The sequence below is a fragment of the Heyndrickxia sporothermodurans genome (assembly GCF_003055045.1).
GTDB lineage: Bacteria > Bacillota > Bacilli > Bacillales > Bacillaceae_C > Heyndrickxia > Heyndrickxia sporothermodurans.
The window spans coordinates 1-12910 of the sequence record NZ_NAZB01000066.1 but is presented as its reverse complement, the minus strand read 5'-3'; the positions used below and the strand labels follow the sequence as shown (position 1 = coordinate 12910).

Here is a 12910-nt window from a genome sequence, read left to right as displayed (position 1 = left end):
CCAGTCACGCCAGTAGGTCCGGTAGGCCCAGTAGGTCCTGGTGATCCCATAGCTTCGGAAAGAAGCAGAGAAACATCATCTACTAGAATATCTGCACTTCCAGTAAGAGGGAGTTTGTTTATTAAGACAAATGCTTGAGTGGTTCCTGCTGGAGCTGGAGAAGTAGTTTGATAGACTTCTAGCCAAGTTACATTGTTCTCAACATTGGGCACACGTTCAGTTGCAATATTTGTGAGTTTACCGAATCCAAGAAAGTTAAATAGACTGTCAAAATAGGTTACTTGTATAGTTACGGGTGGTGAGGGGTTAACTCCTATTTTGGATAATGAAACAATTAATTCAAAACTTTGTCCCGCACTTGCTGGAACAAATTGTCCAATAAAAGAGTTTAAATCTCCTCCAAATAGTTGCGCAGAAAAATATCCAGAATGAGAGAAAGTAACGGTGGTAGATGCGTTTAATATAATCCAAGGAGATAATGTGCCTGATTCGAAGTCACCATTAACAATTAAATCTCTAATAGCCATATATCTACTTATACCTCCTTTCTTAATAATTCCTTCAAGTCTTCTATTAAGAAGTTGAAGATATCCTATTCTATGTGAAGTTCTTTTAAGAGCACCGACGTATTCACTATTAATTAGGAAGTTATAAAAAATAGTAAAAGTCCCCAAGGTTGAAATAATCCTTTTCAACGGGGGACCGTGAACAATTTTGCCTATTTTAAAGAAGAAAAATTATAATCTCAGGTATATTACTTTATCGATAAAAAGCTGGTATTTAATTTAACAATCTACCTGGATTTCCAACCACTGTTTTGTTTGAAGGAACATCCTTTATTACTACGGCACCTGCACCAACAATTGAATTTTCCCCAATAATAATAGCAGGAAGAAGTGTAGCATTATTACCGATTTTTGCTCCTTTTTTCACGATTGGACCTTGATGTTCAAAATTTCCCATTCCCATATATTTATCATTAGATGTTGAGCAGCAAGGGCCAAAGAAAACTTCATCTTCAATGATCATATCCGCCGTAATATAACATCCGGTTTGAATCGTAACTCGTTTTCCAATGGTTGTTTTATTTTCAACGATAACATTCCTGCCAATAATGCTATCCATACCCACAGTGACATTTTCGCGAATGCTTGATAAATCTCCCACAAACACACCTTTTTTAAGCAAAACGGTTCGATAAATAACACAGTTGCATCCGATGATGACATCATCCTCAATGACTAAGGGATCCGCACTATTAGAAGGTTTTCTAGCCATTTTCTTATTTGTAGATGTCCCTTTACCTAAAATGGATAAATCATTTATTTGAACACCGTTCCCAATCTTCGTGTTTGCTTTAATGGTAACGTTGTTTCCGATTTTCACATTATCACCAATTACGACATTTTCTTCTATTATTATATTTTCTCCGAAGATTACATTTTTGCCGAAGACTACCGATTCATGAATCATTAAATAATTCCTCCGTTTAATTCATTTCTTTTTTACAACTCTTTGTATATATTAATAAGTTGTTTTACGACCTTATTAGCTGCATGATACTCTGCAACATATTTTCTTCCCTGTTGGCCGAGTTCGTTGCGTTTCTTAGGATTGTTAATTAAATCGGCTAATACTTCCTGTATATTGTCAGGTGTAGCATTAACGATTGGCAGTTCAAGCGGTAATTGATTGCGAACATCATCCCGGATAAATCCAACGACAACCTTCCCCATTGCCATTGCTTCTACAGCGAGCATGCCGTATGTTCCGACTAGCAGTTGGTCGATGATAATATCGGCTTCTTTATAAATTTCAAGTGCTTCGTTATGACTCATTTTTTCAATCAGTTTAAAAGTGAAACTTTCCTTCTCTTTTAAATTTGCAATTGCTTGTTCAATATACTCTGATCCTTTAAATTCACGATTCGTTGGTGCATGGATAAGTAATGGATTGTCATTATCAATTCGTGGATAAGATGGTTCATATTTATGAATATCAAAAGCAAGGGGCATGACATGCACATTTTTATAATAATCTTTTACATACGGTAATAACTCGTAGTCTTGAACAATAGCTGTGTCAATATATTTTGAGGTAGTTTCCAGCCGCGCGTGAATTTCATCGTCGGAAAAATAACTTGGAGGAAGCGGATATGGACTTAGTTTCTTTGTTATTTCGGTATTTCGAACATCACTTCCCCAATGATGCATCAACATTTTCTTTCCTGCCTTTTTAATAAGCGGTAAGTCGCCAAATTCTTGTACAAATGACTCTCCATTATGAAAATGAAAGATGTCCATGTGCTTTATATAATTTGGTATTTCCGGTCCGATTTCAAATAGATCGGTGTTAATGATATGATTTTTATAATTCAAGTACGTGTGAAACCAATTATACCCTCCAACAAGATAACCATTTTTACGCAATTGATTACAAAGAATCCCTATTTGACCCGCTATTTCAGTCGGTCCATGAATAATTCTCATTAAGATCACTCCTTCCTCTATACAATATTCAATTATAGAAATAGTGAAATCAGACAACAGCATAGTTTTGAGTAAGTAAGTTTATAAAAGATAATTTTATAGACTCCTTCCTATTTTCAATAGTTAATAGCAATAGAATAATAGGCATATCACCTTTTAAACTAGTAAAAATATGCGAATGCACTCCGTTATTTGCGGAAACGGATTGTACATAAGATTAATACCCTATAAGTAGTAGTCAAGGAGGTGATGGTTAATGAATGAGGAGATGAAAGGAAAAGATGGTGAATTTCAAATGAGTGTTGACGGAGATTCATTATCAAATCTTAACCAAGACCAAGTAAACCAAATCGTGGAATCAGTTAATCAGAGTATTGAAAAGGCAATTGCTGCAGTAAATGAAAATTTAGCTAATTTGTTTGGCGGCCAGAATATAAATAAACTTAAAAAGGAAAATTCTCAGATAGATTTATCTCAAGTAATATCGGGCCTATCAAGCTCCAACTTATTATCAAAATTGGCATCTTCCAGCTGGAAAGGGAAAATGCCAGTTATTAAAACAGATAACGGGAAACTAAGTGTTCTATTAAATGAGAAGAAGCTATTTGAAATGGATTTACCGAATCAAGAAAACAAGGAGTAAAATCAACGATAACCCTACTATAAATGCGGATACAACTAAACTATAAAAACATAGATTATATTATCAAGGACAGGAGGTGAAAGTTATGAGTAGAATGAAGCCTTATCGAATCTATGATTGTGATCCAATAAATAATGAAAATGATGACAAACGCGACCGTCAAAATAATGATGATGATAAAAGTAATGGCAACGGTAATGGTAATGGCAATGATGTTGTTAAAATTCAAGGAATTATTAATGAGTATGGAGACTTAACATCTACAGGGGGCAATGGTGGAACTGCCTTAGCTACTGCTGCAAATAATTTTGCCGTCTTAGCGAATAGTAACGCAACGGCAGCTGGAGGAGCTGGAGGAGCTGGAGGTCTAATCGCGCCAATTAATCCAGTTACGAATGTTCCTGTAAGTTTCTTAGATGGAAGCTTAAATGGCAACCTCAATGGATTGTTAAATGATAATTTAAATGATAACTTAAACGATAATTTTAGCGATAATTTAAATGGCAATTTAAATAGAAACTTTAGTGAAAACGAAAATAAAGCAATTGATAACGATGGGATTGATGTAGCTTAATTCGTCTTTTCCATATCGTCCAATAGAAAGGAGTGAAAAGATGAGCGAAATTGATAAGGTACAACTGGCAAAAGAAAAATTAATGGATTTAGGCATATCTGGTGAGGTTGCAGCAACATTAGCTGAAACCATCATTGACGGATCAAACCCATCTGTAAATTCACATGCACAAGGTGGCAGAGGGGGGCATGCGATCAATTTAACATATGTTGATAATTATTCTACCTTAATGCTCGTTTATACATTCCTCCTGAATTCTTTGGACAATAAGGATGATTCTGAATCGAGCTTATTAAATAAATCCTTGTTAACGACATTGCAAACGGTCATTAATGAGCAACAGAAATATCGAGATGCTTTTTTGGAAGCAATAAGAAATTTAAATAAATATTAAAAAAACTCCCCTTCAATCCAATGAAGGGGAGATCTCAAACGATGTAATAAGTTGAAGATAAAAATTATATATATACTAAGACAGTATTTAACGAATACCTCCTTAAATTGTATTTAATCCATATAGGCACCTTCCTCATTTTATTGCATACAAATAAAATGTAATATTTACTTATTTCGAACGGAGGTGCCTTGTTTGAGTACTAGTAAAGATCATTATGAAAAAAGAAAACCTCTTTTATATATTATCCAACCAGAATCGAAACCCGTATCAGTGAATATGCAGACGACTTTTTCAAGTAAGATTTCAACAAAAGAAAGTGAAACAATGGAAGCAATTGCTTCACCCAAAATTGAAGATGATAGTGAATTAAACACTGAATTGGACAATGAAAATGATCGTGGCAAAGAAATAAACGGTGATCCAGTTAATGAAGATGAAAAAATCAAAGGCGAGCAAATTGAAGGTAATTCAAAAGAAGTACCTGAAAACGGAAAAACAATGCATACAATGATTGAGAATTCTCCGCAGCAAAATACAGGATATCAAAGAAGATCGTTTAGAGAAATGAATGTAACTGAAAAGATATATTTTTTAGTTAATAAGCCTGGGTATATTCCTAGAGTAATTGTTGAAATCCAGACGGAAGACAATAATTATACTGGTGTTGTTTTAAATTATAGGGATGGAATCGTTGTATTTGATCAATTGAAAATGGGCGAGCATCCAATTCAATTAAATGAAGCAGAAATCAAAGATATTAAAATTTTTACAAAATAAAGGAAAAGTCGATAAGCTCATTCTTATCGACTTTCCGTAAATAAATACTAAGAATATTTGAATGGAAATCAATCATTTGTTTAAGTTTCTTTCTTGTTAGCAGCCTGGTAAATGAATGTCATCTAAGCATTGAATGGCAATGAATTTTCTCAGATCGACTGTAATACATGAATCTGAAAGCCTTAAATTTTCTTGTGGTCTGTCAACTTGCGGGCAAGGGCTAGTTGTACATTCAGGTTCTAATACACGTAATACTGCACAGCACCCTTCAACATTCTCGACTCTAAAGAAAATTGATTTACAGAAGAAATCAATTTTGTCGTGAATCTTTTTGCCATCCTTATCACATGGGCAGTCATGGCAACCTTCATTTGGTTTAAAGAATGCTTCGAATGGATTACCATCTTCAGTAAAGAGAATGAATGGACGTGTGTTTTTTCTGTGGTGATGTTTGTTATTTGTATTAGCACCTAACACTGGGTTTAAACAATTGGTTGGGCAATTGTTTTCATCTTCCTCAGCAGCATCTTGTAAATCATTTATAAAGTTTACTACATCGCATACACAATTTAAGCGATCATCATGATCTCTGTAACTCATTTAAATTTCAACTCCTTAATTTTTTGTAATGTACATCACATTAATAGAATATTGAAAATGACCTCAATTTGTTACGAATGTCTTGGCTTTTTTTGAAAAATAGGCATAGGATTTTATCCTATATACCAATAAGGATTCGAATTCCTCCTGTTTTACTAGATTTTTGCCTAGTAAAACTAGGGGAGCTACATAGTCTGATGGATGAAGGAGTTTTCATAAAAGGGGAATGTTGAATGATACAGTCGTCTTGGTTTTTATTAATAATATTCGGTTTAGCAAGTTTCCGGTTAACTCGGTTAATTGTATCGGATAGTATTACCGCGTTTATACGGAAACCTTTTCATAATGAAGTAGAAATGGCTGATGATGAAGGAAATATGTCAACGTATATTCAAATAAAAGGAACAGGGATTAGAGCTTGGATCGGTGAGTTATTGAGCTGTTATTGGTGTACCGGCGTTTGGTGCTCGTTTGTCCTGTATTTGACATGGTTAATGTGGCCATTTGTAGTCGAACCGGTCATCATTGTTCTTGCTATTGCAGGAATCGCGGGGATCATTGAATCGATTATTACAAAAATCCTAGACTAGTGCACGAACAACCCGTTTTTTACAACATAATATAAAATATGGGGCTATATATTAGAAAGGATGTTGTGAATTGAAGAAACAAAATGGAAAAATTCCAGTATTACCAAATTATCAATTAGGACAAAATCAAGTAAACTCCAAAGGGGCAGGGACTTTGGTCAAAAAAGGTGGCTGCGGTTGCGGTAAGAAAAAGAAAAAATAACGGGCATATCGCCTGTTATTTTTTTTGACGTTCATTTTTCCTACCTTTAATTTCCATATCATAATTAAAATATTTCAGTTAAAAATAATGGTAGCTACGAAATTAATTTGAGGGGAATTATGATGAAAAATTCATTGCTAATAAAAACTTGGTTGTTAATCATCGTTCTAATAATGATGGGTTGCAGTAACGAACAAGATAGTAAAGAAAGTCGTTTAGCTTTAATGAAAACGACTCAGCCTGCTCCGGTAAAGATAAGAGAAGATCAAGAACATTCTATCTCTGAGCAAGTTAAAAATGAGGTGTTGCAAAACAAGGCAATATATGATGCTGCAGTCATTGAAGGCGATAAAAGAATCCTTGTTGCATATAAGGTGAAACATTTTTACCGCTTTAAAATGAAAAGAATTGAAAAAAATCTACAAAAACAACTGAAACATCATTTTCCGAAAAAAAAATTTATCGTATCAAGTGATTACAAAATATTTCTTGAATCGGTTCGCCTTAAAGAAGCAATCAGTGATCGAACGATTTCTCAAAAAGAAGCGAAAAAAAGATTTAACGAAATTATTAAATTAACGGAAGAATTAACATAGAAAGAGTGTGTGTTAAATGGCAAATATAAATAAGACGAAAACGCCTCAACAAATTCAATATGATCAATTAGAAAAAAAGCATGAAATTAAGCGTCCACTTCTAAAAAATTGTATTCGTGCATTCTTTATTGGAGGTTTAATTTGTGTCATTGGACAAGCAGTAACCTATTTCTATATTTACTTTTTTAATTTTACCGAACAAACTGCCGGAAATCCTACGGTTGCCACAATGGTATTTTTTGCTATGTTGTTAACTGGGTTTGGAATGTATGACAAGCTTGGTCAATTTTCAGGTGCCGGAAGTGCTGTGCCTGTTACAGGATTCGGCAATGCTGTCATTTCAGCAGCTATCGAGCATCAAACTGAAGGCTATGTTTTAGGAGTAGGAGGTAATATTTTTAAATTAGCCGGATCGGTCATTGTTTTTGGTGTGTTTTCAGCATTTGTTGTTGCTTTAATTAAAACGATCCTTATTAAATGGGGGGGATTGTAATGTTAAAGGGCTCACAAACGTGGGTATTTGCCAATCATCCGGTTATTTCTTCAACAGGGGTTGTTGGCGGCCCATTTGAGAAAAATGGAAATCTTGCAGATGATTTTGATAAGTTACATGACAATCTTTGGATGGGGCAAGATTCATATGAAAAAGCGCAAAGAGTATTGATAGAAGATGCAGTGGACATTATTTTAAAGAAAACAGGACTAAAGGAAGAAAAAATTCAATTTTTCTTAGCAGGTGATTTAATTAATCAAATTACACCGTCAAGCTTTGCTGCTAGAACTAATCAAATTGCCAATCTTGGCTTATTTAGCGCATGTGCAACCTCTATGGAAGGACTTGCACTTGCATCATTTATTATTAATTATCAAGGTGCAGAAAAAATCATTACCGGAGCGTCTAGCCATAATGCATCAGCGGAAAAACAATTTCGATATCCAACTGAATATGGTGGACAAAAACCTCCAACTGCCCAATGGACAGTAACAGGTGCAGGATTTGCATTAGTCTCATCCGGTATAAATGAAACAAAACCACATCCGAGGGTTACATCTGCAACGATTGGAAAAGTAATTGATCTCGGTATTTCTGATCCCTTTAACATGGGTGGGGCGATGGCTCCTGCAGCGGTTGATACAATCGAAAGACATTTTCAAGATTTGCAAATTGATCCTTCTTATTACGATCTTATCGTTACAGGGGATTTGGCAACTATTGGTCGGAATATTGCCTTAGATTTATTTCAGCAAAAGGGACTTAAAATTAATGAAGATAAGTTTAATGACTGTGGGTTATTAATTTATAAAAAAGACCAGCCAGTACAGTCCGGCGCAAGTGGACCTGCCTGTTCTGCAACTGTATTATATGGGCATTTATTAAATCAAATGAAAAAAGGTGTGTACAAACGAATTTTAGTTGTCGCCACTGGTGCATTACTTTCCCCATTGTCTTTTCAACAAAAGGAAACAATCCCTTGTATCGCTCATGCGGTTTCCATTGAGTATATGTAAATATTGAATAGAAAGGCGGTATTTAACATGTTAGCAATGTTTTTTTGGGCATTTATTATTGGAGGGATCATTTGTTTAATCGGTCAATTATTATTTGATGTTGCCAAATTAACTCCGGGTCATACATTAAGTTTAATGGTAGTTATCGGAGCTGTTTTATCGGGTTTTGGGTTGTATGAACCATTAATTGATTTTGCAGGAGCGGGTGCAACGATTCCAATTACGAGCTTTGGGAATTCACTTGTCGAAGGTGCAATGAATGAAGCAAATAAACACGGGATTGTCGGAGTGTTAACCGGTATGTTTGAGGTTACTTCATCGGGAATTTCCGCTGCCATCATTTTTGGATTTATTGGTGCATTGATATTTAAACCGAAAGGATAACCCTTTTCTTTTTTAGTGCCCATACACATTTATCACACCTAACATATTCTATTAGTGAAAACAGATAAGTGAGGTGAGAGTAAATGTTCGGATACGGCGGATACGGTTGTGTAGGCGGCTGTGGTTATGGCGGATATGGCTACGCCGGTGGATTTGGCGGCGGAAGCACATTTGTATTGATTGTAGTGTTATTTATTTTGTTAATTATCGTAGGAGCAAGCTTTTGCTAATATAAAATTAGAATAAGGATGGGGTAAAACAAATTGTTTTACTTCATCTTATTTTTTTTGTACTTTTCATTACTTTTCTATGTTCGTCCGCAATTGTTTTCACCTTTTTAATCCTCCTTTCATAACATAATATAGTTGAAAGGGAGGGCGAGAAAAAGTATGGAAAATAACTTTTTTAAAAATATTGAGAAAAAAACGGGTGTAAATATGAAAGACATCTTTGAATTAGCGAATTCTTTACAAAACGCGAATTTTAAAGATGAAAATACCGTTCGCAGCATTGTTCAAAGGGTTTCACAAATTGCAAATAAACCCGTTTCAAAAGAAATGGAAAATAAAATAGTCAATTCTATTGTCAAAGATGGCAAAAGCATTGATATGAATACAATCTCAAAAATGATCAACAATAAAAAATAATTTAAGAAGGGCTTGCATTTTTTATGCAGGTCTTTCGTATGTTTTTATAGAAAGTTTTAGGGTAAAGAAAGATACATGATGAAGGAGGATTGTCATGGGATATCGTTTACCATTAGTTCATGAAGCTTATACTCAATACAAAATCCGTATGTATCAGAAACAAGAAGACTATATCAAGTTACATCATACCTCAAAGATTTCAAACCCACCAAACCAAAAAGAATCACAAACTAAAAATAATTTAGTTCAAAAAACGATAGCAGACTTTACAGGAAAGGGAAAAATCATTAACAAATATATTTAATGATCAAATTCACTTTTTGTAAAATATAGGTTTGATAAATATGCAAGCGGATGGAGATTCTAAGACATGTAAAGCTTTTTGGAAGGAAGAGTTGTCATGTCTGAGAAAAAACCATCAAATTTAACGGTAATAGCAATTGGATCGATTCCATTAATTATGACATTAGGAAACTCCATGCTTGTACCGATTTTGCCAAAAATGAAATCGGAGCTCCACCTATCACAATTACAGGTAAGTTTAACGATTACCGTATTTTCAATCGTTGCGGCTATTTTTATCCCAATACTAGGGTACCTATCAGATCGATTTTCCAGGAAAGTTATTATTGTCCCTGCATTATTTCTATACGGAATCGGCGGATTATTAGCCGGTTTTGCATCTGCATGGTTTTCACATGCATTTGTATGGATATTAATCGGCCGAAGTTTACAAGGGATTGGTGCAGCAGGAACAGCACCGATTGCTATGGCACTTGCAGGGGATCTCTTTAAAGGTGCACAAGAAAGTCGAGTATTAGGGCTAATAGAAGCTTCAAACGGATTTGGGAAGGTGCTATCACCGATATTAGGTTCGTTAATTGCTATTTTAGCGTGGTACGGAGTATTTTTTGCTTTTCCCGCTATTTGTGTCATTTCGATCCTTTTAACGTGGATATTTATTAAAGAGAAATCAAAGAAAAAGGCCCCGCCTCCATTTGGAAAATATGTAAAAGGTCTGCTTTCCGTTTATAAAGAGGAAGGACGCTGGCTATTTACAACCTATTTAGCAGGGGCAACTTGCCTATTCACATTATTTGGAATTTTATTTTATTTATCTGATGTTTTAGAAAAACAGCATCATATTAATGGTGTAATAAAGGGATTAATACTAGCTATTCCTTTATTGGTTATGTGTACAACGTCTTATGTTACAGGTAGTAAAATAGGGAAAAACCAGCCGATAATGAAAAAGTTAATTGTTTTAGGATTTTTATTTATGACGATATCTTATGGACTTTTAACTTTTATTAAACCATTGGTTCTCTTTATTTCCATTCTTGCATTAAGCAGCTTAGGTACAGGATTTGTGCTCCCATGTATAAATAGCTTAATTACAAATGCAGTAGGTGCTCAAAGAAGAGGTTTTGTCACTTCACTGTATGGTTCTGTGCGTTTTCTAGGGGTTGCTATTGGTCCACCTGTATTTAGTCGGCTTATGGAGTGGTCAAAACTAGGTATGTTTCTATCAATAGCTAGTCTAACTTTTGTTGTTGGTCTGTTAGCTTTACTACTCATACATCCAAACAAAGAGGGAGCAAAGTCGAAAAATAAAAAGGAAAGTAACAACTTTACTAGCCTACAACCGGTTGAAGGTAGATAATAGTGTGAAATCAATTGCTTCTACTTTTTTCGATATTGTGGCTGCAAAAATGATATGATATTCGGTGGAACTTGGAGATGAAAAATCCAATCAATAACCTTTGTGGAAAACCATTGACAAATAATGGCTTGTACAACAATTTGCCAACTAATAATATAGGAAATAATGATAAAAATTACCCCATTTATTAAAAATAATGGTTTCCCTGGGGGGATTTTTCTTAATTTTGAAATAATAAGTGCAAGAATTCCGATTCCTCCATGTGAAACCCCTTGTCTAAGCAATAATCCAACACCAATTCCTAAAGTAGCAGAACCGATAAAAAGATCTATCCAAACATTTTGGAAAGAAAAAGGAACATAAACTTCAAATAAATTAACGGCTATAGACGTACCCGTGATCCCTACTAATGTTCCAATTGCACTTGAAGTACCTAAATAATGTACAGCAATTAATAACATAGAGGCGTTAATGATAAAAAGTCCGATACTCATTGGGAGCGCGAACCAATAATTAAGCAATACTGTGATCCCACCTGCGCCTCCGGAAGGAATAAAATGCGGAAAAAGAAAACATCCCATGGAAAATCCTTGAATAATTGATCCGAGAATGATGTAGAAATATTTTTCGGAAATTTTTCGTACATTACGGAAATTATTTTTTATCAATACTACCAGTCCTATAACAAAATATTTGTTCGTTAATATGTATGTATTTTTTATCCTCCATATGACTCGAACGATTTTGTTAAACAAATTAAAATAGTCAAGAAGGCAATCAGTTTACAATTCGGATTGCCTTTTTGTGTGTTTAGCGGAAATTATAAATTTTACGCATTGTGGATAACTTTGTTATATAAAGTGTCTACGTCTAGCTCCAGCGCCTATCGACTAGAAAACTTCAGGACTTTTCCCTACGATAAGTCAACATCGATTCGCCTTTCAGGCTCATCGTGTTTCCTTTATCTCAGTCAAAGTCCCTCCAGTTTTTACGTCGATGAGCAAGGCGCTTGCGCTTTTGTTCCTATTTACAATTAAACAAAGGATTCATACGATTTTTTGATAATTTGGGTATGTTTTTTTGGAATTCCTAAAATTTCATTTAGTATCATTTCAACAATGCTTTGAAATGTTAAATGGCTTCTAGGTCTTGGTCTCGGTAATGGAACTTTTACATCCATTGCTATGTTCCCATCCTTAAGAATAATTACCCGATCTGCTAACGAAACCGCTTCTTCCACATCATGGGTAACTAAAAGTGCAGTAAATTTTTTTTGTAACCAAATTTGCTCAATTAGACCTTGCATATCTAATCTTGTCAATGCATCAAGTGCTCCTAATGGTTCATCTAATAAAAGAAGACGTGGTTTATGGATGAGAGCCCGTGCGAGTGCTACGCGCTGTTTTTGCCCACCGGAAAGTTTTTCAGGCCATTCATGAATCCGGTTATCAAGATCAACGCTGCGAAGAACTTCTTTAACTTCCTTACTCGATTCACGGGTGAGACCTAATGCTACATTTTCGCCAACCGTTTTCCAAGGGAGTAAGCGACCGTCTTGAAACATTAATCGAGACTCGTGATTTAACTTTTCTAGTTTATTACCACTTATTTCTATAGCTCCACTATCCGGCTTTTCCAAACCTGATAAGAGACGAAGTAATGTGCTTTTTCCACATCCGCTTTTACCAACAATCGCAATAAATTCTCCTTCTTGAATTGTGAGACTAAGATTTTTTAAAACTGCTACATTTTTATAACTTTTATTAATATGTGTAAGTCTTAAATAACCTTTTTTGACTTTGCTTCTCATTTAATCAATCCTCCTCGTATAATAAGTTT

General features: G+C 34.8%; 20 protein-coding genes. 14 read left to right on the top strand and 6 right to left on the bottom strand.

Annotated features, from left to right (window positions below; all coding sequences use genetic code 11):
* The 3 genes from B5V89_RS18325 to B5V89_RS18315 all read right to left on the bottom strand — a co-directional run.
* Positions 1–527, bottom strand: a 527-nt coding sequence (locus B5V89_RS18325) for an NTTRR-F1 domain (RefSeq protein ID WP_133174990.1), incomplete at its 3' end; no start/stop codon positions are given.
* 253 nt (positions 528–780) lie between these two features.
* Entirely contained in the window at positions 781–1473 is a 693-nt protein-coding gene (locus B5V89_RS18320) for an N-acetyltransferase (RefSeq protein WP_066234340.1), read from the bottom strand.
* 32 nt (positions 1474–1505) lie between these two features.
* Complete coding sequence (locus B5V89_RS18315) at positions 1506–2489, bottom strand: glycosyltransferase (RefSeq protein ID WP_066234337.1); 984 nt, start codon at positions 2487–2489, stop codon at positions 1506–1508.
* Positions 2490–2745: 256 nt separating this feature from the next.
* Between B5V89_RS18315 and B5V89_RS18310 the strand changes: the two genes are divergently transcribed.
* From B5V89_RS18310 to B5V89_RS18295, 4 genes are all read left to right on the top strand, one after another.
* A complete protein-coding gene (locus B5V89_RS18310; RefSeq protein ID WP_066234335.1) occupies positions 2746–3132 on the top strand; it encodes a 3-hydroxybutyrate dehydrogenase in 387 nt (128 codons plus the stop codon).
* A gap of 85 nt (positions 3133–3217) precedes the next feature.
* Positions 3218–3706 carry a hypothetical protein gene (locus B5V89_RS18305; RefSeq protein ID WP_066234334.1) on the top strand — a complete coding sequence of 163 codons (489 nt, stop codon included), beginning with the start codon at positions 3218–3220 and terminating at the stop codon, positions 3704–3706.
* Between the two features lie 40 nt (positions 3707–3746).
* Entirely contained in the window at positions 3747–4100 is a 354-nt protein-coding gene (locus tag B5V89_RS18300; RefSeq protein WP_066231324.1) for a hypothetical protein, read from the top strand.
* A gap of 195 nt (positions 4101–4295) precedes the next feature.
* Complete coding sequence (locus tag B5V89_RS18295) at positions 4296–4880, top strand: CotO family spore coat protein (protein WP_066231321.1); 585 nt, start codon at positions 4296–4298, stop codon at positions 4878–4880.
* A gap of 96 nt (positions 4881–4976) precedes the next feature.
* Here B5V89_RS18295 and B5V89_RS18290 read toward each other — a convergent pair whose 3' ends face one another.
* Positions 4977–5480: a CotY/CotZ family spore coat protein gene (locus B5V89_RS18290; protein WP_066231319.1), complete on the bottom strand. Its 504-nt coding sequence runs from the start codon at positions 5478–5480 to the stop codon at positions 4977–4979.
* 233 nt (positions 5481–5713) lie between these two features.
* Here B5V89_RS18290 and B5V89_RS18285 point away from each other — a divergent pair, with 233 nt between their 5' ends.
* From B5V89_RS18285 to B5V89_RS18245, 10 genes are all read left to right on the top strand, one after another.
* Positions 5714–6070: a DUF1360 domain-containing protein gene (locus B5V89_RS18285; RefSeq protein ID WP_108073404.1), complete on the top strand. Its 357-nt coding sequence runs from the start codon at positions 5714–5716 to the stop codon at positions 6068–6070.
* A 70-nt stretch (positions 6071–6140) separates the two neighbouring features.
* The gene (locus B5V89_RS20635; protein ID WP_258223536.1) at positions 6141–6272 is read left to right on the top strand and encodes a hypothetical protein; all 132 of its coding nucleotides are present in this window, start codon (positions 6141–6143) and stop codon (positions 6270–6272) included.
* A gap of 122 nt (positions 6273–6394) precedes the next feature.
* Positions 6395–6868, top strand: a complete 474-nt coding sequence (locus B5V89_RS18280) for a YhcN/YlaJ family sporulation lipoprotein (protein WP_108073402.1) — start codon at positions 6395–6397, stop codon at positions 6866–6868.
* Positions 6869–6884: 16 nt separating this feature from the next.
* Positions 6885–7361: a stage V sporulation protein AC gene (gene spoVAC, locus B5V89_RS18275; protein WP_108073400.1), complete on the top strand. Its 477-nt coding sequence runs from the start codon at positions 6885–6887 to the stop codon at positions 7359–7361.
* Positions 7361–8377, top strand: coding sequence for a stage V sporulation protein AD (gene spoVAD / locus B5V89_RS18270; protein WP_107920754.1), 1017 nt, complete (start codon positions 7361–7363; stop codon positions 8375–8377). Before spoVAC ends, spoVAD begins: the two co-directional genes overlap by 1 nt.
* Before the next feature lie 27 nt (positions 8378–8404).
* Complete coding sequence (spoVAE, locus tag B5V89_RS18265) at positions 8405–8761, top strand: stage V sporulation protein AE (protein WP_066231306.1); 357 nt, start codon at positions 8405–8407, stop codon at positions 8759–8761.
* 83 nt (positions 8762–8844) lie between these two features.
* Positions 8845–8991 (top strand): YjcZ family sporulation protein, encoded by a 147-nt coding sequence (locus B5V89_RS18260; RefSeq protein WP_084347620.1) that lies wholly within the window; start codon positions 8845–8847, stop codon positions 8989–8991.
* A gap of 159 nt (positions 8992–9150) precedes the next feature.
* Entirely contained in the window at positions 9151–9408 is a 258-nt protein-coding gene (gene spoVIF, locus B5V89_RS18255) for a sporulation-specific transcription regulator SpoVIF (RefSeq protein ID WP_108073398.1), read from the top strand.
* A 94-nt stretch (positions 9409–9502) separates the two neighbouring features.
* Entirely contained in the window at positions 9503–9712 is a 210-nt protein-coding gene (locus tag B5V89_RS18250) for a hypothetical protein (RefSeq protein ID WP_108073396.1), read from the top strand.
* Between the two features lie 96 nt (positions 9713–9808).
* Positions 9809–11071: an MFS transporter gene (locus B5V89_RS18245; RefSeq protein WP_066231296.1), complete on the top strand. Its 1263-nt coding sequence runs from the start codon at positions 9809–9811 to the stop codon at positions 11069–11071.
* 20 nt (positions 11072–11091) lie between these two features.
* On the opposite strand, the gene B5V89_RS18240 is transcribed toward B5V89_RS18245, so the two are convergent.
* Positions 11092–11739: a YitT family protein gene (locus B5V89_RS18240; protein WP_244913539.1), complete on the bottom strand. Its 648-nt coding sequence runs from the start codon at positions 11737–11739 to the stop codon at positions 11092–11094.
* Between the two features lie 365 nt (positions 11740–12104).
* The gene (locus tag B5V89_RS18235) at positions 12105–12881 is read right to left on the bottom strand and encodes an ABC transporter ATP-binding protein (protein WP_108073394.1); all 777 of its coding nucleotides are present in this window, start codon (positions 12879–12881) and stop codon (positions 12105–12107) included.
* Positions 12882–12910: the final 29 nt, after the last annotated feature.